The sequence below is a fragment of the Hymenobacter translucens genome (assembly GCF_020685205.1).
GTDB classification, from domain to species: Bacteria; Bacteroidota; Bacteroidia; order Cytophagales; family Hymenobacteraceae; genus Hymenobacter; species Hymenobacter translucens.
This window is the reverse complement of the sequence record NZ_JAJERB010000012.1, coordinates 46,603-70,520: the sequence shown is the minus strand read 5'-3', so window position 1 is coordinate 70,520 and position 23,918 is coordinate 46,603. Positions and strand designations below refer to the sequence as shown.

At 62.9% G+C, this 23,918-nt stretch carries 27 protein-coding genes; 17 read left to right on the top strand and 10 right to left on the bottom strand.

Translation table 11 applies throughout. The features are described 5' to 3' along the window. Positions 1 to 18: 18 nt before the first annotated feature. Genes LJY25_RS20155 through LJY25_RS20135 form a run of 5 tightly spaced genes read right to left on the bottom strand, consistent with a single transcriptional unit; the run spans position 19 to position 5,006 of the window. Positions 19 to 1,134, bottom strand: coding sequence for a conjugal transfer protein TraG N-terminal domain-containing protein (locus LJY25_RS20155; RefSeq protein ID WP_227610275.1), 1,116 nt, complete (start codon positions 1,132 to 1,134; stop codon positions 19 to 21). Beyond that, entirely contained in the window at positions 1,131 to 3,746 is a 2,616-nt protein-coding gene (locus LJY25_RS20150; RefSeq protein WP_227610274.1) for a VirB4 family type IV secretion system protein, read from the bottom strand. Before LJY25_RS20150 ends, LJY25_RS20155 begins: the two co-directional genes overlap by 4 nt. After that, positions 3,715 to 4,041 (bottom strand): hypothetical protein, encoded by a 327-nt coding sequence (locus LJY25_RS20145; protein WP_227610273.1) that lies wholly within the window; start codon positions 4,039 to 4,041, stop codon positions 3,715 to 3,717. The genes LJY25_RS20150 and LJY25_RS20145 overlap by 32 nt, the downstream gene beginning before the upstream one ends. A gap of 9 nt (positions 4,042 to 4,050) precedes the next feature. Further along, positions 4,051 to 4,464, bottom strand: a complete 414-nt coding sequence (locus LJY25_RS20140) for a hypothetical protein (RefSeq protein WP_187317338.1) — start codon at positions 4,462 to 4,464, stop codon at positions 4,051 to 4,053. 53 nt (positions 4,465 to 4,517) lie between these two features. Then, a complete protein-coding gene (locus LJY25_RS20135; protein WP_227610272.1) occupies positions 4,518 to 5,006 on the bottom strand; it encodes a hypothetical protein in 489 nt (162 codons plus the stop codon). Positions 5,007 to 5,226: 220 nt separating this feature from the next. Between LJY25_RS20135 and LJY25_RS20130 the strand changes: the two genes are divergently transcribed. From LJY25_RS20130 to LJY25_RS20105, 6 genes are all read left to right on the top strand, one after another. Beyond that, on the top strand, positions 5,227 to 5,652 hold the full coding sequence (locus LJY25_RS20130; protein ID WP_187317336.1) for a hypothetical protein: 426 nt from the start codon (positions 5,227 to 5,229) through the stop codon (positions 5,650 to 5,652). Positions 5,653 to 5,697: 45 nt separating this feature from the next. After that, positions 5,698 to 6,096 (top strand): hypothetical protein, encoded by a 399-nt coding sequence (locus LJY25_RS20125; protein ID WP_227610271.1) that lies wholly within the window; start codon positions 5,698 to 5,700, stop codon positions 6,094 to 6,096. A gap of 87 nt (positions 6,097 to 6,183) precedes the next feature. Then, positions 6,184 to 8,460 (top strand): toprim domain-containing protein, encoded by a 2,277-nt coding sequence (locus LJY25_RS20120; protein ID WP_227610270.1) that lies wholly within the window; start codon positions 6,184 to 6,186, stop codon positions 8,458 to 8,460. 415 nt (positions 8,461 to 8,875) lie between these two features. Further along, positions 8,876 to 9,091: a hypothetical protein gene (locus LJY25_RS20115; RefSeq protein ID WP_227610269.1), complete on the top strand. Its 216-nt coding sequence runs from the start codon at positions 8,876 to 8,878 to the stop codon at positions 9,089 to 9,091. Between the two features lie 294 nt (positions 9,092 to 9,385). Continuing rightward, positions 9,386 to 10,687, top strand: a complete 1,302-nt coding sequence (locus LJY25_RS20110; RefSeq protein ID WP_227610268.1) for an ArdC family protein — start codon at positions 9,386 to 9,388, stop codon at positions 10,685 to 10,687. Between the two features lie 102 nt (positions 10,688 to 10,789). Further along, a complete protein-coding gene (locus LJY25_RS20105; RefSeq protein WP_187317331.1) occupies positions 10,790 to 11,086 on the top strand; it encodes a hypothetical protein in 297 nt (98 codons plus the stop codon). Between the two features lie 519 nt (positions 11,087 to 11,605). Here LJY25_RS20105 and LJY25_RS20100 read toward each other — a convergent pair. After that, positions 11,606 to 12,334, bottom strand: coding sequence for a ParA family protein (locus LJY25_RS20100; RefSeq protein ID WP_227610267.1), 729 nt, complete (start codon positions 12,332 to 12,334; stop codon positions 11,606 to 11,608). A gap of 693 nt (positions 12,335 to 13,027) precedes the next feature. Here LJY25_RS20100 and LJY25_RS20095 point away from each other — a divergent pair. From LJY25_RS20095 to LJY25_RS20045, 11 genes are all read left to right on the top strand, one after another. After that, positions 13,028 to 13,516 carry a hypothetical protein gene (locus LJY25_RS20095; RefSeq protein ID WP_227610266.1) on the top strand — a complete coding sequence of 163 codons (489 nt, stop codon included), beginning with the start codon at positions 13,028 to 13,030 and terminating at the stop codon, positions 13,514 to 13,516. Positions 13,517 to 13,520: 4 nt separating this feature from the next. Next, positions 13,521 to 14,546 (top strand): DUF5712 family protein, encoded by a 1,026-nt coding sequence (locus LJY25_RS20090; RefSeq protein ID WP_227610265.1) that lies wholly within the window; start codon positions 13,521 to 13,523, stop codon positions 14,544 to 14,546. Between the two features lie 40 nt (positions 14,547 to 14,586). Continuing rightward, positions 14,587 to 16,725 (top strand): type IV secretory system conjugative DNA transfer family protein, encoded by a 2,139-nt coding sequence (locus LJY25_RS20085; RefSeq protein WP_227610264.1) that lies wholly within the window; start codon positions 14,587 to 14,589, stop codon positions 16,723 to 16,725. A 76-nt stretch (positions 16,726 to 16,801) separates the two neighbouring features. Further along, positions 16,802 to 17,059 (top strand): hypothetical protein, encoded by a 258-nt coding sequence (locus LJY25_RS20080; protein WP_227610263.1) that lies wholly within the window; start codon positions 16,802 to 16,804, stop codon positions 17,057 to 17,059. Positions 17,060 to 17,150: 91 nt separating this feature from the next. Beyond that, positions 17,151 to 18,491, top strand: a complete 1,341-nt coding sequence (locus LJY25_RS20075) for a Fic/DOC family protein (RefSeq protein WP_227610262.1) — start codon at positions 17,151 to 17,153, stop codon at positions 18,489 to 18,491. Positions 18,492 to 18,529: 38 nt separating this feature from the next. Beyond that, positions 18,530 to 18,838, top strand: a complete 309-nt coding sequence (locus LJY25_RS20070; protein ID WP_227610261.1) for a hypothetical protein — start codon at positions 18,530 to 18,532, stop codon at positions 18,836 to 18,838. 41 nt (positions 18,839 to 18,879) lie between these two features. After that, positions 18,880 to 19,077: a hypothetical protein gene (locus LJY25_RS20065; RefSeq protein ID WP_227610260.1), complete on the top strand. Its 198-nt coding sequence runs from the start codon at positions 18,880 to 18,882 to the stop codon at positions 19,075 to 19,077. Between the two features lie 265 nt (positions 19,078 to 19,342). Beyond that, positions 19,343 to 19,720 carry an ArsR/SmtB family transcription factor gene (locus LJY25_RS20060; RefSeq protein ID WP_227610259.1) on the top strand — a complete coding sequence of 126 codons (378 nt, stop codon included), beginning with the start codon at positions 19,343 to 19,345 and terminating at the stop codon, positions 19,718 to 19,720. Continuing rightward, positions 19,717 to 20,346, top strand: a complete 630-nt coding sequence (gene merTP / locus LJY25_RS20055) for a mercuric transport protein MerTP (RefSeq protein WP_227610258.1) — start codon at positions 19,717 to 19,719, stop codon at positions 20,344 to 20,346. The genes LJY25_RS20060 and merTP overlap by 4 nt, the downstream gene beginning before the upstream one ends. A gap of 10 nt (positions 20,347 to 20,356) precedes the next feature. Further along, positions 20,357 to 20,605, top strand: a complete 249-nt coding sequence (locus LJY25_RS20050) for a GDCCVxC domain-containing (seleno)protein (protein ID WP_227610257.1) — start codon at positions 20,357 to 20,359, stop codon at positions 20,603 to 20,605. Positions 20,606 to 20,645: 40 nt separating this feature from the next. Continuing rightward, positions 20,646 to 20,858 (top strand): hypothetical protein, encoded by a 213-nt coding sequence (locus LJY25_RS20045; protein ID WP_227610256.1) that lies wholly within the window; start codon positions 20,646 to 20,648, stop codon positions 20,856 to 20,858. 83 nt (positions 20,859 to 20,941) lie between these two features. Here LJY25_RS20045 and LJY25_RS20040 read toward each other — a convergent pair whose 3' ends face one another. From LJY25_RS20040 to LJY25_RS20025, 4 genes are read right to left on the bottom strand one after another with little or no spacing between them, the layout of a single operon-like run. Then, positions 20,942 to 21,424 (bottom strand): DUF5990 family protein, encoded by a 483-nt coding sequence (locus LJY25_RS20040; RefSeq protein WP_227610255.1) that lies wholly within the window; start codon positions 21,422 to 21,424, stop codon positions 20,942 to 20,944. 39 nt (positions 21,425 to 21,463) lie between these two features. Then, entirely contained in the window at positions 21,464 to 22,573 is a 1,110-nt protein-coding gene (gene arsB, locus LJY25_RS20035) for an ACR3 family arsenite efflux transporter (RefSeq protein WP_227610254.1), read from the bottom strand. A 12-nt stretch (positions 22,574 to 22,585) separates the two neighbouring features. After that, positions 22,586 to 23,080 carry a GNAT family N-acetyltransferase gene (locus tag LJY25_RS20030; RefSeq protein WP_227610253.1) on the bottom strand — a complete coding sequence of 165 codons (495 nt, stop codon included), beginning with the start codon at positions 23,078 to 23,080 and terminating at the stop codon, positions 22,586 to 22,588. A gap of 12 nt (positions 23,081 to 23,092) precedes the next feature. Next, complete coding sequence (locus LJY25_RS20025; RefSeq protein ID WP_227610252.1) at positions 23,093 to 23,866, bottom strand: metallophosphoesterase family protein; 774 nt, start codon at positions 23,864 to 23,866, stop codon at positions 23,093 to 23,095. Positions 23,867 to 23,918 lie beyond the last annotated feature (52 nt).

Sequence of the window (23,918 nt, the reverse complement as noted above, 5' to 3'; positions counted from 1 at the left end):
GGAAAAAGGAAGGATTGGTTAAACTGTCCACAGCCCGGAGGGGCGTTGCCGGTAGGAAGGGTTCAGCGCGTCCGACATGGTGATGGTGGGCAGCCCCGCCGAGGCCGAGCTGCCGCCACTTGGCGCCGGTGTTCCGCCGCTGGAGCTGCCACCATCACCGCCCCCACCGCCGGCGCTGCCGCTAGCCACTTTGCTGCCGCCGCCCATGGCGCGGCCGATGGCGCCGGATACGCCGTGCCCGCCGCCGTTCATGCCTGCCGAGACGCCGGCAACCGCCGCGGCCGCCGATGCGGCCATGCCCACCACCGAGCCCACGAAGCTTTGGGCGGCCGAGGAGCCGATGATGAGGCTGGTCAGGTAGGGCACCATGAGGTAGAGCATGATGAAGGCGACCGACACCACCAGCTGCTTGGTGTCTTGCTCGACGGCTGCCGGCCCCGCGAACACCCCGCCGAACGTGGTATTGGAGGACGTGTAGTAGGTGTAGAGCAGGTCCAGCAGGGCAAACGACAGCCCCCAGAACTGCACGGCCAGGAAGTTTTGCAGCCACTTCATGGCCAGCTGGCCGAAGGAAGGGATGACCGAGAGGCAAATGGAAATGGGGCCGCAGACAAACAGAAACCCAAGAATGAACTGCTGAATGAACTGCATGATTTGCCGAATCAACAGCACCACCTCTCCGGTCACCAGCTGCAGCAGAATGTTGGTTAAGCTGAACGAGGTGATGGTTTTGAGCAGGTTGCTGATTTCGTCTACCCCTTGCTCAACCACCGTTTTCTGCGAGAGGGTGTCGGCGCTGCTGATGGTGGCGCCCAGCGCTGAGGCGGCCGTCGAGCCGTCCGGGGTAGCAAAGAGCCGGGTGAAATTGGCGACTCCCGAGCTGAGCGTGTCAATCAGCTCTTTGTAGAAAAAGAGCAGGAAGAATATCCACACGGCTTTGAGGATGGGACCCCAATCCATGGAAAGCCCGTGGCCCGAGAGGAAGCCGCGCCCGACCGTGTAGAGCAGGGCAATGAGCATGAAGGTGGGCGTGATGAAGCGGCAGGCGCGCAGCACGATTTGCAGGGTCTGGTCGCAGGCGCTCAGAAACGTCGGGTCGGCCCCGTAGGCGACCATTAGGTAGCAGCCGCTCATTTGGCCAGCACGCCCGTGCGGGCCTGTTTATCTTCCACAAACTGGTCGACCGCGTAGTCCAGGCGCTGCACCTTGACGGGCTCGTACTGGGGGTTGCCCTCGGCGTCCAGCTGCAGCCGGCCGCTTTTGTCGAGCACCGGCTTGCGGTTGGTTTGCTGGTAGAACTTGACCAGCTTGTTGAGGTAGTTGCGCTCTACCGGCTTGGAGGTGAGAATGGCATCGAGCTGCGGGGAGGCTTCCACCCCGAATATCTTACCCTTGGCGCCCTGCTTGATGAAAATTTCGCGCAGCGCGTCCGTGGACCGCACTGACCGAATCAAATCCATCTCGTGCCCGGTCAGGCCCAACGGGGGCTGCAGCTGGGCCAGGGAGTCGGGGTTGACGTGGCGCAGGATAATCTTGGTGGCCGAGTTGTTGATGATGGCCGGCCCTATTTTGCTGCTGGTAATCTCGGTGATGCCCTGGGTGATGATGGTCACCGAGCCGTTGGTTTTGCGGATGGTGCGGTACATCGACTCTATAAATTCCGAGAGCACCCCCGAGAGCATGGTCCAGGCCTCGTCCAGGGCGATGTACTTGACGTCGTCGGGAAACTTGCGGAACAAGTCCAGGCTCAGCTCGGTGATGAGCATGGCCACCACCGGGTAGAGGTCGGGGTCAGCCTGCACCTTGGCCAGGTCAAAGCAGATGAGCCGGTACTCGCTCAAATCCACGTCGCGCTTGGCGTTAAGCACCCGCTCGTAGCGGCCGCCGCTGATGTACTGACCCAGCACCAGGAAGAACTGGTGCATGTCGATGTACTTCAGATTTTTCTGGTACTGCCGGCGGGCCCCGTCCAATGGGTCGGCTTCCAGGCCTTCGCCGGGCACCGCCACGGGCTTCTGCATTTCGTGGTCGAACTGCTCGACGAACTTATAAAAGCTTTCCATTCCCGGAAACTCCTCGTCCTTCTGATTCAGACGGTCGCTCTCATTCAGGCAGGCGTAGTACTCAATCAGAAAGCGGCTCAGAATGGTCCGTTCCGACTTGTCGAGGCCGGTATCCTTGCCGCCCTTCCAGAGGGCCGCGAGCAACGCCAGGTGAAAGTTGGTTTTCTCGTCGTTGTAGAGCCACCGGCCCGCCGCGTCGCGCGGCACCACGAAGGGATTGAACTCAATGGGCCGCTGCGGGTCGTACTCGAAGTAGGTGTGGTCGAAGTCCTCCCCGTTGAGCGACTGCAGCACGTTGCGGTAGGTGCCGCCCACGTCCATGATAATCTGGCGGGCGCCCTTCTCGAAGCGCTGCACAATCAGGTTGCCGAAGGTGTAGCTCTTGCCCGAGCCCGAGGGGCCGATGACAATGGCGTTCTGATTGTCCAGGGCCGTGTTGAACAGGTTTACCTGCACCAGATTCCGAAAGCGGTCGGTGAGGTACTCTCCCACCGGGTCGGTTTTGTAGGTGGCCGTCCAGTGCGTGTAGCACGCGCCCCGGTCGGCGGTGCTGGTCAGCCAGCGGTCCGGCACCTGCCAGGCGTTGCCGGGCAGCAAACCGAAGAACACAGGCAGGGCCAGGTAGCTTTCGACCACGCTTTCGGTGCCGAACATGTAGCGGAACGCCGCCGTGGCCTTCTCGACGTTTTCGCGCCGGCTGTTATCGTTGGTATCCCAGAGCAGCACCGAAAGGTGCAGGCCCACAATCTGCTTGTTCTCGGCCCGCACCTCGGCCGTGAATTCCTCGACTTCCGCTGCCCGCAGCGCATTGTCCTGCGTGGAGAGAAACGAGAGCGAGGCGTTCAGCTTGCGGTCGGTATCCAGGCTGCTGAGCTCGGCGCGGGTGTCCTGCACGAGCAGGGCTTGCGTCAGCACGTGCGGGCACTGCAGCACGTGGGTGAGTGGGTAGAGCATGGGCGCGGTGACCCCGTAGCTGTTCTTTACCGCCGCGTGGGCCTCACTGCCCTGGCCCACCATCGAGAGGATGTTGACCTTGTGCTCCCCGACGCTGAGCGTGCCTAGGTCGTTGCCAATTTCGCGCTCCTGCCGGGTGGGCTGGCCGTCGAAGTTGAGGTTGAAGTACTGCAGATACAGCTGGTGAATCTCGCGGCTGCTCATCCGCTCAAACGCTACGCCGCCCAGGTTTTTGATGCCTTGGGTGAATTCCACCGCGCTGGCTTCGGCCACCTCCAGGGTGTGTACGAGCTGCGCGAAGGGATTCTTGATGATGGCTTCCCCAGCCCGGGCCACCAGCGCATTTACCGCGTTGGTCCGGGTGGTTTTCACCGCCACCGGCGCGAAGGAGAGAAACAGGTAAGACTTCTGGAACAAGACCAGCCGCTCGAAGAAGTGCTTGTTCATCTTGCCTTCGAAGTAGGTCTGCTGCGTTTTATCCTCGCGGTAGGGCCGGTCGTAGTAGACGTCGGTTTTCTGCACGATGGTGCCCACCGGCAGGGGCCGTAGCACGCCCACCAGTGCCGTTTGGAAGGCGTCGTAGTCTTCGACCGTCCAGCTTTCCATTTCGGCTGGCTCAATCACGAAGCCCACGGCGACGCGGCCGTCCTTGAAGACCACCTTGTTTTCTTCAAAGGAATGCACCGGCATCACCGCGTTAAACGCGGTTGTTTTGGGTGTTTTTGCCATGAGCGGGAAGGGGTAAAAGCCCCACCGCCAGGCGGCGGGGCTGAATGAAGGTGTAGGAGAGCCACCCCATCAAAAAGCCAGGGGCCTGGGTCCGGGTGAGGTAGCGCAAACCCAGGAGGAGGCCGATTTCCGACAGGATGACCAGCAGGTAGACCATGCGCGGAATCTTGACCGCCATGCCCAGAAAGCCCAGCAGCAGCACGGAGCCGATGAACAGGCCCACCAGCAGGCCCAGGTCCTGCAGGTTCATGCCCAGCACCTGGGCGGGCCGCTCGATGGATTTATAGGAGCGCATGGCCGCGGCTTAGTTGGTCAAGCCCCCGCCTTCGCTGCCGCCTACAGCACTCACCAGGTCGTCCTTGAAGAGCTGGAAGCCAAACCAGAGCAGCACCCCGCCCACGAGCCAGCCCAGGGAGCCCAGCGCGTCCGGCGAGCCCTGGATAAACTTCATTACCACCCGAATCAGGCCGATGATGAGGATGATGGCGAAAATGACCTGCACGATGCCAATCACCTTTTCCTTGACCTGGGTGAGGGCCGCTTCGGCGCTTTGGGCCCGGGCCGCGCCGGTCGACAGGGCCAGCACCGTCAGCAGCGCGTAGCCTCGTTGCTCCAGCTTGGAGGGTTGATAGGTCTGGCCGGCCGCCAGCAGATTCAGGCCGTGGGCTGCGGCAGTAGTCGCGCCGCGGCGCAGTGAGGTGAACAGGGGTGTTTGCATGGAAAAAGTAGGAAGGTGAAAAGGTGAATAGGGTGAGCGTAAAGGCCCGCGCTTCAGGCAGTGGCGGGTGCGGCGCGCTGGTTTTCCAATGCCTCGTTCATCACCAGGCGCATTTTGGCCCGCCGCTCGGCGGCGGTCAGCTCCACGCCGCGGTTGTGCGCGTCGGTCGCTGTGGGCGCCGGGGCCGTGATGTAGTTGTGCTTGGCGCCTTCGGGCAGCTGGCCCGGTTCCGCCGCAGCCGGGGGAGTCTGGTCTTCGGCCTGAATATCATTGGCGATTGCCGCGGCCGTTTCCGTCGGAGCGTCCGTCGGGGCTGCTTCCGCTTCTGCCTCCGCCACGTCGGCCGCCGCGTCCGCCACGGGAGGCGCTTGCGGCGGCGCATCCTGGAAGTCGGCCAGCCGATAGTGCCGGGTGCGCAGCGAGGCGTGGTTGCCGTCGAGCGCGGGCGGGGCCAGGGCGCTGCCGGTGCCTGCTGGCATGGCGTAGCGCCACCAAAGCCCGCCCAGGGCCACTAGGAGCAGAAAGAGCACCAACCACAGCATGGGTTTCAAGCAACAGGTCGAAGTTTTTTATGAGCAATTGCGGCAACTATACGGAGCACTTCCGTATAAGTTCTGCTTTAGGAGAAGTTTTGAAGCAGCTACGCCGAAGCTTTGTGGGTGTTCTCGCCCCGGAGCCGACGTGGTTAAATGCCCGCAGCACTTGCGGTAGTGCAGACGGCCGGCTGGTTTGCTACCTTGCGCGCCCTCCAATTGCTGCTGCATGAACACCTCTATTCCCACTCCCCCGGCTACCACCCCAGTAGAGCCGGTCAATGCGGGCTTTCCTGACCCCGCGCTCATCGTTTCCTATGCCACTGTTCTGCGCTACATCCGCCACCGCCTCAACACGCTACTGCATGGGCAGCTCAAGCCCTGGGCCCAGCAGCACAAGTTCAACTACGCCCGGCTGATTGAAATCAAAAAGCTGGAGGAGGAAACCCAGGCCGTGCTCTTGCAGCGGCTGATGACCCACTTCCAGTTCCCCACCGAGCTGCTGCGCATCATCGTGCACCAGTCGCGCCGACACTTTTTCCTGTTCACATCGCCCGACAGCCTAACACGGTTCAAGGCCGAGCTCAACCTCTTCGACAACCCACCCTTCGACGCCCCGGCGCCACCTACTACGCCGACTTCATCCCCTAACTAGCGGAAAGGCCCTGGAGCCGGACCGCTCCACGTTGCTCTTTTCCCTATGCCTGCTTCCGTTGCTTCCCGCCGCCCGGCCAGCAAACCTGCGACTACCCCGGCCGCCCTGGGCCCCCAGCTGCCCAACCCGGCCCTGGCCATAGCCTATGACGAGGCCCGGCGCTACGTGCAACTGCGACTGCGCAGCCTGCCCCACGGGGGCCTGCGGGCCACCTGCACCGCCTTTGGCTTTCCTTACACAACCAGCGTGGGCCTGAAAACCGGCAGCCTGCAGCGCGAGGAATACCGCCTGGTGCAGAAGCACCTGCGCGTGTTCGGCTTCGAAACCGAGCTGGTGCGCCTGTACGTGAGCGGCCAGCTCTGCGAGCATTACCTCTTTGCCGACGCGGCGCTGCTGGCCACGCTGCGCGAGCAGCTGGCCGCCCACGAGGAGCTAGTCAGCTAGCCACTCCTCCCCTCCTGCCTTCTGGTTATGATGCCCGCCCCGGATTCCGGCGGCGCGGCCCGTGTGTACCCTTTCCCACCCATTCCCATGCCCGCATCACCTCCCCCGCGCGACAACGACCCGCAGGAGCTTGACCGCTTCAAGCAATCCATCGACCTGGTAGACTACGCCACCCGGCGCCACGGCTACGATGTGAAAAAGGCCGGGCCCCGCGGCCACTGGCACCAGCTGGAAAAAGACGGCGAGATGCTCATCGTCTCCCGCAAGGGCGACCACCAGGTGTACCTGAACCCCGGCGACGACCGCGACTCGGGCTCCATTATCGACTTCGTGAAAACCCGCGAAAACCAGACGCTGGGCCAGGTGCGGCAGACCCTGCGCCAGTACTTGGGCGAGCCGGAGCAAGGCTGGCAGGCGGCCACCTCTCCCCCACTGCCCGCCCCGGCGGCGTACGCACCCACGCCCACCGGGCCGGCGGAGATAGAATCGGAGGCGGAGCGCCGGGCCCGTCTCGTGGCGGCGGTGATGGGCACCCACGCTTCGCTGACGGACCGCAGCTACCTGCACCAACGGCATTTGTCGGACGAGACCATCGACAGCCCGGCTTTTCAGGGGCGGGTGTTCACCAGCCAGCAGGGCAATTTCCGCAACACGGCTTTTCCCCTCTACAACGAGCACGGCATTGCCACCGTGGAGCAGCGCAACAACGAGTACAAGCACCTGCTGCAGCTGCCTAAAACCGGGGTGTGGGTGTCGCATCCCACCGAGGGCAAGGACACGCCGGTGCAGCGCCTGGTGGTGTCGGAAAGTCCCGTGGATGCCATGAGCTACCACCAGCTGCACCACCGCGGTGCCGAGGGGCAGCCCAACACGCTGTACGTGGCCACCAGCGGCACCGTCACCGAGCGTCAGGTGGAGCTGATTCAGAAGCTCATCGACAAGCAGGAGCCGAAGGAAGTGGTGCTGGCCAACGACAACGACGCGGCTGGCCGGCGATTCAACATTAATTACCTCAACGAGCTGCAGGTGCCGCGGCGGGCCCGTGAAGTAGCCGATGGCCAGGTGGCCTACGACGAGGCCCCGCGCCCGGTGGAGTGGCACGCCACGGCCGCCGGCAAGTACCACACCGCCCTGCGCGTGGAGTATCACCACGCCAGCCGCGCCGAAGGCACCGAGCAGTTGAGCCAGCTCACCGCGCAGGTGCAACAGTTGCGGCCGGCGGCGGACGAGGCCGTGGCCCTGGAAGTGCAGCGGGCCACCCGGCAGGAAACCGTCGTGCGCCTGGTCGTGCCCAACGCCGACAGCCATGCTCTCGAAGACCTGGCCCGCACCCTGCACGCCCAGCGCGAAACGCAGCGCGAGCAGCTGGAGCGCCAGCCCCAGGAGCCGGGCCGGCAGCCCGAGAACTTCATTCGCACGGAGTACGCCATCAGCAAGGACTTTAACCGCGACCTGGAGCTGCTAAGCCAGGGCCTCAGCCGCGAGCAAATTGCTCAGCAGGCCCGTATTGACGAACTGGCCAAGGAGCAGCAGCGCCAGGAAAAGGCCCGTCAGGAGCAGGAGCAGCGCCAGCAGGCCCTGCAGCGGGAAGCCGAGCGGGAGCAGGTGGCCCAATCTCCCGAAGTCCAGCGACGAGAGGCGGAGCAGCGCCAGGCTGCTGGGCTCGCGGTCGCCGCGGCCACCGGCGACCCGGCCCTGCAGCGGGCCGTGCAGCTGTCAGTAACCGAACCATCCCCAGCGGATGAGGCCACACCCAGCCAGGCTCAGCAGATGCGCGAGCTACTGCGCAAGGCCGGCGCACAGGTAGAGTTGCGAGCGGAAACGGACCCCACCAGCGGCCAGCTGCGCAGTGAGCTCGACGTACGCTACCAGCCCCACGGTACGCCCGGCGGCCTGCGCCAGCTCAGCCAGACGCTCGATGCGCTGGATAAATCGCCGTTGGTGACGCTCACCGAGCCCGTTGACGAGCAGGCTGAGCGCCGGCGCTTAGCCGCCGCTCACCCGGAGCAGCAATCGGTGACGAAAACGGCCATCATTCGCATCCACGAGCCCGAGCCGCAGCCGGGGGCTACTGGTCAGGCGGAAGCCGTAGCGGAGCAGCTGCGCGGAGCCGGCCTGAACACTGGCTCGCTGCGCAGCGCCACCGACCCGGCCACGCACCAGCGCCACAGTGAAATCGAGGTCAGCTACCGGCTCGACCAGCCGAACCTGGCGCGGGTAAGTGCGGCGCTCAATGACGTGGCCCGGCAGCCCGGCGCCCACCTGCACGAGCATGCTGCCGACCGCGCCGAGCGGCACCGTCTGGCTCCTAGCGGTATTAGTGCCAGCACCCTAGCCGAGCGCACTGCCGGGCCCGAGCGGTAAGCGGATTCTGCTTCTGAGGCAAAGACCCAGAAAATGTGCGCTGATTCTTTAGTTTTGCAGGAATAGCAAGCTGCCCACCATGCTGGCAAAAACAGGTTCTATTTATATTCATGCTCCGTTTGGCCTGCTCCTGGCAGACCAGACCCTGGCACCCGCTGCTTTGCGGCCGCTGCCTATTTCCGAGCGCCCGGCACTGTTTGTGGGTCCGCATCGAGGCTAATCCAACTTCTTGGTAAACGTTCCGCCGCAATTATGCGGCTGCCCGCGGCTTGCTTATTGCCGGCGGGCTGGACTGTTTTTTTCCGGCCCCTGCTTTTGCGGGCAGGCCGGAACCCTCTTTGCATTCCCTTCCACGCAAGTACCCTCCATTATGATATCTACCGGTCACCGGCCATTTTCCAACTTCTGCCCGGCCATGAAAGGCCTGATTTTACAGCTTATCCGGGACGAATACCAACCCCTGCTGCAACTACCACCGACGTTGTCGGCCGAGGCCTGGTCCGAGGCCGTTACCAAGGCCAACCCCATCCTGTTTTACCTTAACGATGGCGCCCCCCTGATTCAAATTGGGGAGGCTTCCCGCCAAAGCCTGCTCAAATTTCTCAAGCAGCAATTTGGGCCCGCGCAATAAAACATGGCTCGGCTCGCTGAAACGCCCGGTTGGTTATCCAATCGGGCGTTTTCGTTTTAAACCCTAACCGTCTCCTATGCAAACGCTCAGGGAAGCGCCATTCCACCGTCCCTAGGTTACAGATGCGACCAATAACCAAGGTAGTTCAGACGCCAAGGGGCAGTGGGGGAGAAATGTTTTACGAAGGGCAAATAAATCAATAATTGTTGTTAAAAAAGCAACAAATGACGCTAAAAATGCGTTTAATAAGTAAGGAAACGGTTTTAGAAACAGTCACTTAGCCCTTACTCAGCGATGAAAAAGCAAGCCCGCCCCGCCGCTCAAAACACTGCCCGCCCCGATGTGTACCAGCTTGTAACCGACCGGGTAATTGAGGCCCTCGAAGCCGGTCAGATTGCCTGGCGCAAGCCCTGGCACGCGGCCTACGGTCTGCCCCGCAACTACGTGAGCGGCCGGGCTTACACCGGCATCAATGCCTTTCTGCTGCACCTGGTCGGCGGCACGCCGTTCTTTCTAACGTTCCGGCAGGCCAAGGAGCTGGGCGGCAACATCCGCAAGGGTGCCAAGGGCATGCCCGTGATTTACTACAACGTCACGACTCGCACCCGCACCGACAAGCAAACCGGCGAGGAAGAGAAAACGCCATTTATCAAGTACTACACGGTCTTTTCCGTGGACGACGTGGAAGGCGTGGAAATCGTCCTGCCCGAGCAGCCCCAAGACCGGAACCACGAGCCCTTGGCAGCCGCCGAGGCCCTGGTAACGAATTGGGCTACCTGCCCCCGGATTGAGCACGGCGGTACGCAGGCCTTCTATGCTCCGGGTCCTGACTTTGTACAAGTACCCCGCCCGGAAACCTTCATCAGTGGCGAGGCCTATTACTCGACCCTATTTCACGAGCTGACCCACGCCACCGGCCACGCCAGCCGCCTGGACCGTCCCGACCTGGCCGAAGCCCTGCGCCCGAGTGGCCGCGCCGGCTACGCCCGCGAGGAGCTGACGGCGGAAATGGGCGCCGCTTTTCTGTGCGGCCACGCTGGCCTAAACCCCAGCGCCACGCTGGAAAACACGGCCGCCTACCTACAGTTTTGGCTGGAGCAGCTGCGCGGGGATAAAAAGCTGGTGGTGCAGGCCGCCAGCCGGGCCCAGCGCGCGGCAGAGCTGATACTGGGCCGCCCGGCTCCCGAGGATACCGAGCCCGACCCGCAGCCGACCCCCGCCAGCCCCGCCCCTGCGGCTGTGGTCGTGGCCTCTGAGCATGCGCAGCCAGCATGCTGCGGGGAAACCGGGGCCATACCGTCCCGCCCGGTGCTGCCCACGCTGCCACCGGTGATTTTGGGGCAGGAAACCCTGCCTTCGCTGACCACGGTCGTGGTCGCCACGCAGCGCATCGAGCTGACCCGCCTGCTGGAGCATCCCGCCTTTACCGATGAGCAGCGCCGCACGGCCACCGGCCGCATCCTGGCCGAAACCGACCCCGCCCGGCTGGGCCGCTGGCTGACCAACATCATGCAGCGGGTGGCCGAGTGGGAAGACCAAACCCTGGCTGAGGAGGCGCGCCAGAACCCGCGCCCCTATCCGTTGGACGAGTGCTGACCCTTAGCCGTCGCTTACATCTTCTTTCATCGGCGGGACCGGGGGCAGTGGGGTACCGTTCCACCGTCCCCGGTCTGCCGGCTTGCTTCCTTAACGTTTTTTATGCCTACCCCCCCTCCCCTACCGCCCCGCGTTGCCACCGCGCCGGCCCGGCGGTTTACCGACCTGCTGCGCCACGGCCGCTTCAGCTTCACCGAGCGCGAGCTGATGGAGCACCTGCGCATGACTTACCGCACCATCAAGCAGCGCGAGGCCGACCCGTCCACGCTCACCATCGCCGAGCTGCTGCGGGTTGCGGATTTGCTCAACGAGCCCGTGCAGGACATAATCGCCGTGGTCCTGGCTGAGGTGCAGTCCGGGGTTAGCTCGCCGGCTGGAACTCCCTCTACTTCCCTTTAGCGGGCGGGCCGTGCTGGAGGTAGTAGTTAACCGCTTCGTCGACCAACTCTTTTAAGTACACCCGCCGGCTGTGGTGCATAAGCTCCTCGTGGATGTAAGCCAGGGCGGCCCGCTGGGTTTCCCCCTCCAGGCGAATTAAGGAAGGCTGCAGCCCCACAGCCCCACTTTCCGCCTGAGCTGGTGCTTGTACCTTGGGGGGGCGCCCCCTCCCCTTGCGGGCTTCCGGCGCTACAGCGGCCTGCTGCGGCTTGGTTACGGGCTGAGCGGCTGGCGCTGGTGCTGCTGCCGCTGCTGCCGGAGCTTTCGTTACTGGCGGAGCGGCCACCGGTGCTGGTACTGGTGCTGGTACTGGTGCTGGTACTGGTGCTGGTACTGGTGCTGGTGCTGGTGCTGGTGGTGCAACGGGCGCTGCGGCCGCTGGCTCCGTGGCGGCTGGGGCTGCCGGCATGTGGCCGGGCTGTCCGCGCAGCATGGACATTTTCTCGTCCGTGGAGATTTTCAGGCGTTGAATCTTGGCCATTACGATACGAGTTCAGAGGTGAGCCCAGCGCGGGCAATCAGTTCGTCGCACAGGGCGCGCACTTCCGTTTCCACGGCAGCATCGGCCCCCACCGCCCGCCGGTAGGCCGGGTTGAGGTAGCTGTAGCGGGTTGAGAGGCGCTTGTAACAGCCGAGCTGGCGCAGCGAGGCCTGCAGGCGCGGCAAGCCCAAGGCGTCGGTGAATTCGTCCATGTCCTTTTCCTCTTTCAGGTTGGTGCGGTGCGAGTGCACGCCGAAGAATTGGAAGTCCAGCCCCTGCTCCCGCGAGAGCCGGGAAATCTCCTGCAGCAGCTGCATAAAGGAAATCGTGGCCAGGCGCTCGGCGTCCGAGGCCCCCACGGGCACGAGCACCACGTTGGCGCCGCTGAGCACGTCAATCATGGCCGTATCATCCGAGCGGCCCGGCACATCGATGAATACCACGTCGTAGTCGTCGCCCACCTCGTCGAGCCGGTCGTACACCTGGCCCATGCCCACGGATTCCAGCGCGTAGGGAAATGCGGGCTCCGCGAGCGTGCCGGCGAGTCGCTCCTGCTCCACGCTGGGCTGGTCGTTGGTCAGGCGCACCCCGGCCAGGGTTTGCTGGGAGTCGGCATCGACTACCAACACGCGGTAGCCATAGTCGGCCGAGAGTGCGCCGGCCAGTACGGTGATGAGCGTACTCTTACCAATGCCACCCTTCTGGTTGGCAACGCAGATGATTTTCATAGAACGAGGGAACTAACGGGTAAAGCCGCAACGGGCATTGGCTGGTTGCAAAATAAGCAGCTTATTTCTCAGTTTTCAAACTTACTTGTAAACTTGTTTTTTTTGTTTCCTAGAAAATAAGCAATCATATTACGAGAAAATAAGATGCTTGACTTCTTGGATTACTTATTTCTTAGAAAACATAAAACAAAGGAAACAAAAATCATTGTTTACAAACTTCTCAGTAAACATTTATCAAAAGCTCTTAAGAAACTTATTTCCTAAAATCCTAAGAAACAAACCCGAATACGGGCCGTAAAGCGGCAGGGATGCAGTTAGAGTTTCTAAATTCCTTGTTTCCTAGGAAATAATAAAAAGATGTCATCACCTTCCGACTGGGCATTGCCGGTACGGCAGGGCATTCCGAATAAGCAGCAGACTTAACCTCTCACCAGCAGAACAGCATGCTCCAACCCAAAGCAGCAACACCACGGGCTACGGGGGGAGGAAGCGATATCCGCACCCGACTTAGTCAGCTAGCCCCTAGTCTCGCAAATGTCAATAGAAATGGTAGCAGGGTAGTTAGCAAGAAGACTACCCTTTAATTGCGCTAACGCGCTGATTAAAGGGTAGTTATTTATCAACAGAGTTGATAAAGTGTAAAATGAAACTCTAAAGCATTAACAGACAGCAGCTAGCAGTTAAAAATTGGCTATGCAGGACCAAAAACCATCATCGTTGTCCCCGGCAGGCACGGGCCCGGCCGTGAAGCACCTTACGGTCAGCGGCCCGGCGCACCGACTGGTGGGAGCGGAGTCGGCCCGGTTGGGCCTTACCCGCACAGAATACGCCGACGCGGCCATCCGCTACTTCGCGGAGAGGAGCTTGAACCCGGTGGAAGCCCAGGCCCGGGAAGGACAGCTCATCATGGCGGAAGTGAAGCGGCTGGGCGACCGGGTATTCTCCTACCTGCAGGAGCAGGAGCGGGGCTTGCTGCTGGAAATGGTGCGTTCCCAGCTGCGACAGCAGGCCGTGCAGGAGCAAACGCTGCGAGTCGTAGAGAATTTATTGGCCCCGGAAGGAGGGGAGGCTCTGCATAAAATTCAGCGCAAAAATCAGGAGCGTATCTCAGAAGCCACCGCCGCCGGCGTAGCGGCTCTGAACATAAAGTCGCTGAATAAACAGCCTGGTAACGGGAAATAAAGCCATGCACGCCAAGCTAATTAACCCCAAAGCCAACGGCAAGAAAGCCTATAATAATCAGGGCAGTGCGGCGCAGGCATTGAATTACCTGACCCACGAGGCCCGACAAAACGGCCAGGAAGCACACTTCTTTGACGGGCAGCGGGAGGCGCTGGACCGGGAATCCGTACTGGCGGCGCTCGATAATAACGTGAAGGGGCTACGGGCCAACGAGGCCAAGTTCTACTCCCTGGTTCTTAGTCCCAGCCCGGAAGAGCTGGCCCACATCGGAGGCGGTGATGAGGCGAAGCTGCGCGCCTACACCCGGGAGGTGATGGCGGCTTATGCGGCGGGCTTTCGTCTGAAAGACGGCGGGGCGGTGGGGAAGGATGACTTGGTGTGGGGCGCCATCATTCATCAGGAGCGCACCCACCGCGGCACCGACCCGGCCGTGAGGGAAGGGGATGCCCGAGCGGGCCAGGCGCGCCCCGGTCTGCAGGCGCATATCCACGTGGTGGTCTCCGCCCGGGACCGGAAGCAGCGCGTCACGCTCAACCCCGGCGGGCGCGTGAGCCGGTTCAGTCTGCGCGACTGGCAGGACGAGGCCCGGGTGCAATTCGAGCGGCAGTTTCAGTACCAGGGTCCGGCTCCAAAACGAAAGCAGGCCCCCACCGTTTCCGCGCCCAACCCGAAACGCAACGCGCTGATTGCGGAGCGCGTCGGGCAATTAAACCGGCAGGCGGACCCGAGCCAGCGCCTGGAGGCGGAGCGGGTGCAGCGCATCGCGCAGGCCCGGGGCTACGACCCCATTTTCTACGACCGGCTGCGACGACTGGAAGGCCGGGCCCGGCAGGGGCAGCCGCTGGACAACGCCTACCACCTGCTGGCCACGGGGCGCGAGGAGCCGGCCCGCTCCGGTACTGGGCACCAGGTGCGGCAGGCCTTGCATAGCCTGCACCAGGTTTTGCGCACCAACAGAGGCCCCGAGCACGTGATAACCGAAGACATTGGCGAGCCGCGTCGGCGCGGACAGTGGGAAGCCGAGCTGTGATTTAATCAAATAGCACCCTTTAGCTAAACTCTGCATGAGCATGATGAGCGCCCCCCGGCAGCCGGGCAACCACCGCCTGACCGGTTTCTACGTCGCCTTGACTTTTCTTCTGATAGTGCTGGCCGGCGGCGAGTACTACTTGCTGACCCACCCGGACCTGATGGCGGGGGCCGCGCCTTCACCGGGCCCGAAAGCGGGCTTGGGCGCTTCGATTACCACCCGGCTGCTGGCCGGTCTGGGAAGCTTTTACCAGCGCTACGGCCTACTGATTCGCGGTGCAGTACTGGTAGGAGGGGGGCTGCTGGCCGTACTTATGAAAATGCCCCCTGCCCGTCCCGGGCAGCGGCGCTGGCAGCCCACGCAGCTGCAGCTGCGGCGCGTGCAGCTGGGGGCCGCGGGGGTGGGCTCACTCAGCGGGGCGCTACTGCTGGCCCTGGCCCCGTTTTCGGCGGGCGTCATTGCCTGGCTCTACCCCACGGCCGCCGGGCTGGTACTAGGCGCGGGCCTGGTTGCGGGTGTGGTGCGGGCCCTGCACAAGACCGAGCGGTTTGGGCTGCGCACCGAGCGCCAGCAGCAGCAGTCGGAGCACGGCTTTAGTTTGGCCACAACCGACGGGGGCTGGATTAACATTCCCAACCCGTTTCGGGGCACGCTGGTGCTGGGCGGCGCCGGGGCAGGTAAGTCGTATTCCATCGGCGAGCCTTTGATTGAGCAATTCACCGAGAAGGGCTTTGCCGGCCTCATCTACGACTTTAAATTTCCAGTGCTGGCCGAAGCCGCGCAGAAAGCTTTTGTGCTGGCCGACGCCAAAGCCCGGGCAGCCGGGAAGCAGCCCGCTCAAGTGCAGCTGCACATCATCAACTTTAAAGACCTGGAACGCAGCGAGCGAGTGAACCCGCTGCGGGCCGATAAGATGCCGGTGGTGGCGTACGCCAACGAGTACGCCCGCGCCATCATGGCCAATCTGAACCCGGAGAGCATCAAAAAGATGGACTTCTTTGACACCAGTGCCAACGCTTTTCTGACGGCCATCATCTGGTTTTACAAGAAGAACTTCCCCACGTTCTGCACCCTGCCTCACGTGGTAAACACGGCCCTGCACCCGGACTTTACCCACGTGCTGAGTATGCTCGACTCGGACCCCGAGTGCGGGGACATGGTGCGCTCCATCACCACGGCCGTCAAGCAGCGGGCCGAGAAGCAGGTGGCCGGCGTCATTGCCTCGCTGCAGATTGTGCTCACCCGCATCAACTCCCCGGAAATTGCCTGGGTGCTCACGCCGGACGAGGCGAGAGGGGAGGGGTTTAGCCTGGAGCTGAACGACAAGAAAGCCCCCAAGGTGCTAGTGGTGGGCAACGACCCCACACTCAAGGAAACCTTCTCGCCGGTCATCAGCTGCATCGTGGCCGTGGCCCTGAAGCTGATGAACCAGCAGCACAAGCATCCGAGCTACGTGTTCCTCGACGAGGCCGCCACCATCTACGTGCCCAACCTGGAGGTGATACCGGCCACGGCGCGCAGCAACAAGGTGGCCATGATTTACATGACCCAGGATTTGAGCCAGATGATTGACGCCTACGGCCGGGAGAAGATGCAGGTAATGGTGAGCAACCTCAACAACCAGTTTTTCGGCAAGGTCAACTCGCTGGAGACGGCCAAGTTCGTTTCCGAGCTCGTGGGCAAGGAAGACCGGGAAATGGTGTCGGCCAGTCTGGGCCGCAGCCAAAGCGGCGGCAGCCGGGGCGCGGGCAGCAGCAGCAACCAGAGCGTGAGCTGGCAGGAGCGCAACCTAGTGCGCCTGCAGGATACCATCACGCTCGAAACCGGCGAGTTCATCGGGCAGACCGTGGAAACGGAGCAGCCCTTTTTTCAGGGGAAAGTGGCACGTCAGGCCACGCCGGGCAATTACCCGCTGCACCCCTTGGCGACGTTCGAGGGCGGGCCGGCGCCGGTGCTGGAAGCGGCGGCGGCAGGGGAGGAACCCAGCCGGGACTGGCTGAGCCAGCGCCGGGCGGCGCGGCAGGCCGGGAGCCAGCCCGCAGCCGAGGCGGTCGGGGCCCTGCAGGCCGTCATTCAGGCCAATTTTGCCTTGATACGCGAGGACGTGGCCGGCATTGTCGGGCAGTACGTCAACACCCTCAAGCCGGGCCAGATGCCGGACAATGAGCCCATGCTTTAGGCAGCATATGAGGCACCTTCAGCGCCGGTTTTATGTTAACTAAATGCCTCCAGTCCCTCCCATTTACGTATTTTGCATGATGGAAACGCCCGCCTATCCCACCCCGCAGTTTGGCCCCCGCGAGCAGACCCGCGAGCAGCGGCAGTTCATCATCAGCCAGTCGCTGGGCATCACCCGCAGCCAGGGCCCCTACGAAGTGCCGGAGTGGCAGGCCGCGCTGCACGAGCAGTACGTGGAAGGACTGGTTGACCTGGACTACGTAGGGGCGCGCCACGACGAATACCGCGCGCAGCTCATCGCGAGCCAGGCACCTGCCGCCGCGGCAACCAAGTAATTTTCTTTCGTGACACCTCAGCCCGGCCACCAGCGCCGCGCGGTTTTGCCCCGACATTATTCGGTTGCCGAGTGCCGGGCACTGCACGCCTATGACTGACCGCTTCACCAATCCGGAAACCGGCGTTTTCTACAACCGGCTCGGCCTCACCGATGCCGACGAACTGGACCGGGAAACCAAGCGCCTTTCCCTGCGCCGGCTCGCGGAGCTGGCCGCCGGCCGTGGCCCGCAGGGCGACAGCTTTGATGCCGCGCGGCTGCGCGCTACCCACCAGTACCTGTTCCAGGATACCTTCGAATGGGCCGGCCAGACCCGTCGGGAGGGTGCTTTTCAAGGGGTCAAGGCAGCCGACCTGCCGGGTATCGAGCGGCCCATGCACTTCGCGCCCTACGAGCGAATCGATGAGCGCCTGAACGCGCTGGGTGAGCAGCTCAAGCAGGAAAACAACCTCAAGGGATTGTCTACCCCGGCCGCGTTTGCCGAGCGGGCGGCCTACTATTTTGACCACTACAACCACGTGCACGCTTTCCGCGAGGGTAATGGGCGCACGCTGCAGGCCGGATTCAGCGAGTTGGCACAGCAGGCCGGCTACCGAGTTAACTTCGGCCGGGAGCACGAACTGCTCAACCCCGCCCGGGACCAGGGCATAGTGAGTTTGCACGGCGCCCAGCACCGGGGAAAGGATTTGCAGGCCCTGCGTGACTTGTTTGCCCGCAACACCACGCCCCTGCCCGGACCGGAAGCCGAAGCGGCCCGGCACCCCAGCCAGGCCTGCCCCCTGCCCGACGGGCCGACCCCTGCGGTCCGGCAGATAGAGCAGCTTCGCGAGTTGGTAGCGGCCACCCCGGCCCTGCAGCAGCTGGTGGCCGGTATGGACTACCGGCGCAATCAACGGGCGGACGCCTTGCTGAGCCAGGTGCTCGACATCGACCGCAACCCGCAAGCCGGATTGGCTCAGCACGGAGCCGGCCTGCAGCAACTGCTGCAGGAGGTAGTGCAAGACAAACGCTTTCAGGACCCGGCCTCGCAGCGCGAGGCCGCCCGTTTTGGGGCCGCGTTGGCAGTCATGCAGCCCCCAGGGCCAAGCAGAGACGTTGCTTCCTTGCCGGCTTTACCGATTACCAGCCCATCGCCCGCTGGGACGGCCGCTTTCGTTCAGGCCGCTAAACAGTTGGTGGAGGGGTTGGAGGAGCAAGGCTACCCCGGGCCGGCGGATTCCTTGTTGCGGGCAGCAAAAGCCGTTGATAAATCTGCTTACCTGGGTGGCGCCAACCTGCAGGCAGTAACGGAGGCCTTGGCAAGGGCCGAGAAGATACCGGCATTGGCCGACGATGCTGCCGCCCTGCGGGGAGCTGGGCGCAGTTTGCAGGAGGCGCAGCGCACCGTCGCGCCCTCGAAGCCGGGCCAGGAGAACGGAGGCCAAGAACGGTAAGCACCCGGCATCTCCGCACGGAACCCCAAACCAGACCCATGGATTTATACATAGAAGCCGAGTATGATGCGGCCAGCTGGGAGCTGGAGCAATTGCTGGACCAGTGGCCCCGGAACGCGGAGCGCACGCTCACGCTGCTGGCAGCAATTGAAGAATTCTTTCGGCAGGGAGCTTGCCACTGGCCCGCGCCAGTGCCCCCGCGCTTGCCCGAAGGGCCAATTGAGGAAGCGCGTCGGGCCAGGGCGTGGGCCCACCGCGAAAATCCCGCGCTGGCCCGGCAGTACCTTTTCAACTTAACCCAGGCCAAAGAGACTTTAGCCGCCCGGGAAAGCCAGGCGAAGAATTAGTAGGCCTCAACCGACTGCAGCTAATTGCTACCTTGCCACCGATGAAGGACGATGAATTAGAGTTCCTGCAGGAACAGATGGAGGCGACTGAGTTGCTGCCCTGTGCCACCTGCCGGCAGGAAACGCTACACGCCCACGTTGAGGTGCTGGAGCGCTATGCCCACGCCACGGAGCTGTTGATGGAGTGCACTGCCTGTGGTACGCGCCGTACCTGGATGCAACTTGAAACGCCTAAGTAGCAATCAGGCCGGCAGCAACGCCTGTCGCTCCATTACACATTTAACACCCTTGCTTTTTCGGATGGTACTCGGGTATTACTAACCCTACCTCTAGCAAAGTCACTGTAAATGTTGGGTACTATCCCAGTTACTATCGGGTCAATGTCTCAATGAGCTAAGCAGGTAAAAACAAGGACAGGCAAATACTCATTGAGGGCCTAATCGGGAATACTTACTTTAGCGTTTGCTTAAATAAGAAAACACTACCTTTGCTAAAATTTAAGATATGTCCTCTTCCTCTTGCATCCGGGTTTTCGCTGATACGGCCCACATCGAACAGAGCAAGCACCGCCTGGCTGCCGCTGAGCCGGAGTTGCAGTCGCTGGCGGCCGTGTTGGCGCTGGCCGGCAACGAGGTACGCCTGAAGATGCTGTTTCTGCTGCTGGACAAGCAGCAGCTGTGTGTGTGCGACCTGGCCGACGTGCTGCAGATGAACGTTTCGGCCATCTCCCAGCACCTGCGCAAGCTCAAGGACGGCGGGGTAATACAGGCCCGCAAAGTTGGGCAAACGGTGTTCTACTCGCTGTCGGCGGCACACCTGGCTGTGCTGCAGCCCCTGCTAACCCCGGCATCCACTTCTGCTTCCCTCACCCCCGCCCGATGAATCCTACACCCGCCACCCCCACCAAGTCCCTGGCTGGCACGGGCCTACTGGCCGCCCTCGCCGCTTCGCTGTGCTGCATTACGCCTTTGTTGGCCATTGTGGGCGGGCTGGGCGGCGTGGCCAGCACGTTTGCCTGGCTGGAACCGTTGCGCCCCTATCTCATTGCCCTGACCGTCGGCGTGCTGGGCTTCGCCTGGTATCAGCAGCTGCGACCCCGGCTTGCCGCGGCCGATGACTGCGGCTGCGCCGTGCCGGCCAAGCCCTCGCTGATGCAGTCGCGGGGCTTTCTGGCCACTATCACCGTGCTGGCTGGCCTGCTGCTGACTTTCCCCTACTACGGGGCCCGACTCTATCCCACGGCAGCGCCTAGGCCCGTGGTGGCCACCAGCGCGGCCCCGGTGCTGCAAACCAGCTCCTACCGCATCGGCGGCATGACCTGCGAGGCCTGCGCCCGCCACGTCGAGCACGACGTGCAGCAGTTGCCGGGCGTGCAAAGCGTGCAGGTGTCCTACGAACAGGGCACGGCCCAGGTCCGCTTCAATGCCGCCGTCACGCCCGTGGCCCAGGTAGAGGCCGCCATCAACGGCACCGGCTACTCGGTGCTGAACCCTTCCGCTACCCGCTAATTGCCCTGTTATGATTTCCCTCACGCCAGCTACCCCCACCCCGCCAGTGACGCTGACCTCGGTGCTTACCTGCCCGGTCTGCCAGCACGCGCAGGCCGAGCAGATGCCCACCGATGCCTGCCAATGGTTTTACGAATGCACCAACTGCCACACCGTGCTCAAGCCCCTGGCTGGTGACTGCTGCGTCTACTGCTCGTACGGCACCGTGCCCTGCCCGCCCATCCAGGAACAGGGCCAAGGAGCCTGCGGCTGCTGCTAGTTATTCTGTTGTTGCTTTTCACTTTTTTAACTCCCACCTCATGAAAAACCTCCTGCTTGCCCTGACCCTGCTGGCCACCATCGGCAGTGCTAGCGCCAACGACGGCAAACCCGGCAAAAAGAACAAAAAGGCGGCCAAGGAAGCCGCCATGCAGTGCGCCAAGGACGAGAAGCCCGGCGCCAGCTGCTGCGCCAAGAAGCCGGCCACGGCCGCCGTGGTAGCGCCGGCGACCACGGAAGTCGTCAAAAAATAAGCACTCCACCAAGCGGCCGGCCAAGCCGCCGCTCGGAAGGCGAAAAGCGCCGGACTATTGTAGTCCGGCGCTTTTTTGTTACATCAGTTGACCACTAAGGCGGGATTGGCCCGGGCTGCGGGTACCGGCCAGGCCGGCGCCAGCGTCCACCCCGCATCCAGCAGCTTCACGCTGGCGCACGCCGGCCCACCATCCCCGGCCCGGCCCAGGATGCGGGCCTGCAGCGTCAAGTCCGGCCGAGCCAGGGCCTGTTCCACCAGTTCCCGGGTCAGCACCGGCAGGGGCACCTTGGCCCGCCGGGACCAGCCGGAATCAGCCTGACCGGCATACGTACCGGCGTTTACGTAGAGGAAGCGCCCCTGCACCGGGCCGTGGACGGCGGGCCCACCTAAGCGGGGCGCCGCTTCGTCCTTGGGATAGGATACCGTTGCTTGCAGCTCAAAAAGCAACTGGCCCGCAGCGGCGGCGACCGGCGGAACCAGCTCATGGGTGCCGCGTTGCAGCATCAGCGTAACACCGGACGGGGCATCGAGGACCTGTAGTTGGAGGCGCAGCAGCTGTTTCATAGCGGAAAAATACGGGCCCGGGGCGGAGAGCAAGCATCGTCATTTGGCAGACAGGGCATCTGTGTTGCCGCCGTACCAACGGCGCCGAAACCAGAAGGCCACGTTCACCAGCGCAATCAGCGCCGGCACCTCAATCAGCGGGCCGATGACGCCTGCAAAGGCCTGCCCCGAATTCAGCCCAAACACGCCGATGGCCACGGCAATGGCCAGTTCGAAGTTATTGCCCGTGGCCGTGAAGGCAATGCTGGCATTCTCGGCGTAATCCGCCCCAAGCCACTTGCCCGCCGCGAAGCTGAGCACGAACATGATGCCGAAGTACAGGGCCAGCGGCAGGGCAATGCGCAACACGTCCAACGGTATGCGCACAATGGTTTCGCCCTTCAAGCTGAACATGACCACGATGGTGAGCAGCAGCGCTATCAGGGTAATGGGGCTAATGGCCGGGAGGTACACCTGCTCGTACCACTCGTTGCCTTTCAGCCGGCGCAGGACGGTGCGCGAGAGAAAGCCCGCCGCAAACGGAATGCCTAGGTAAATGAGCACGCTCTGCGCAATGTCCCCAATGCCAATGTTGACCGCGTAGCCTTTCAGCCCGAAGTAGGGCGGCAGCACGGTGATGAACAGCCAGGCCAGCACCGAGTAAAACAGCACCTGAAAGATGGAGTTGAGCGCCACCAGCCCGGCGGCATACTCGCGGCTGCCATCGGCTAGGTCGTTCCAAACCAGCACCATGGCAATGCACCGCGCAATACCAATCAGAATCAGGCCCATCATATACTCCGGTTTGTCGGGCAGCAGCCAGATGGCCAGCAGGAACATGAGCAGCGGCCCGAGTATCCAGTTCAGAAACAAGGACAGCCCGATGATGCGCGTGTTGTTGAATACCGTGGGCAACTGCTCGTACTTCACCTTGGCCAGCGGCGGGTACATCATCAGAATCAGGCCGATGGCCAGCGGCACGTTCACCGTGCCCACCGAGAAGTAGTTGATGGCCCCGTTGATGCCCGGCACCAGGTAGCCCAGGGCCACGCCCAGCGCCATGGCCAAAAATATCCACAGCGTGAGGCCCCGGTCGAGGCCGGAAAGTTTCTTTTCCGCCAGCGCAGCGGGGGCCGGCGCCGCAGGCAGGGGTTGGTTAAGGGTGGTCATTACAAGTAAGAATTAATCGATGCCGACGGCCGGGCTACGCCGTTCCATTTGCACCGTGTTGCGCCACACGCCGTGGTGCTGGCCGATGCGCTCGCGGTGCCCAATGACTCGGAACCCGGCCTGCGTGTGCAGGGCTATGCTGGCCGTGTTTTCTTCAAACGTGCCGGCTTGCAGCGTCCAGATGCCCTGCGCTTCCGAATCCGCAATCAGGGCCTGCAGCAGCTGCCGGCCCACACCCTGGCCCCGGGCTTCGGCCGCGATATACACGCTGATTTCGGCCACCCCACCGTACACGCAGCGGCTCGATACCGGCGAGAGCGCCGCCCAGCCCTGTACCGTGCCGGCCTCGTCCACCGCCACCAGCCGGCTGTGGCCCAGGTGGGCCCGGTTCCAGGCCTCCCAGGCGGGCGCCTGCGTTTCAAACGTGGCATTGCCCGTGGCAATGCCCGCTTCGTAAATGGCCTTAACCGCCGGCCAGTGGGCTTCGGTCATCGGAAGAATCGTCATGGCAGAAATGAGTTAATAGGCCTTGCGGAGCATGTCGGCGTATTCGTTGGGCAGCGGCGAGGCCTCTACCGCCTGCGCGGCTTTTTCCACGTCGTATTCCACGCGCACCAGCTCCGAGCGCACGCTAGTAGGGTCCGTCAGCTTCGTGTGCTCGTCCAGGTGCAGCAGCTGGTAGGCAGCCCGCGGGTCACCGTCCTTGGGCTTGCCGACCGAGCCAATGTTGAGTGCGTGCCGGTAGCGGGTTTCGCCCTCGTGCTCGTAAGCAAAGGTGCGGTGGTAGGGCTTGTGGGTGTGGCCGAAGAGCAGGATGTCGGCATTGGCCTCTTGCAGGATGCGCAGGAAGCTGGCCTCGGGCCGGTCCTCGAACAGGTACTCGTTGATTTTGCGGGGCGAGCCGTGTACCATCAGCAGGCTGAGCGTGCAGGGCTCCTCCTGAAAGTCCAGGCGCAGGTGCTTAGGCAGGTAGCGCAGGTAGCGCCGCTCGTTCGGGCCCACCACCTGATTGGTGAAGGCAATGCTCTGCGCGCCCAGGTTCTTCTCCGTGTCGGTTTTGTAGGCGCAGCCGCAGTTCTCGCTGGCCAGCCCAATGCCCTGGTCGTAGTTGCCGGCCAGCGTGGGAATGCCGCGCCGCCGCACTTCGTTGACTACTTCGTTGGGCCAGGGCGCGTAGCCCACTAGGTCGCCCAAACAGAAAATCAGGTCCGGGCGGCGCTGCTCCATATCGGCCAGCACCGCTTCCAGGGCCGGCAGGTTGCCGTGCACGTCGGAGAAAAAAGCAATTGTCATTAGCCGGTAAAAGAAGGTAGGGTAGGACACGGGGTAGCAAAACGGCGCCACC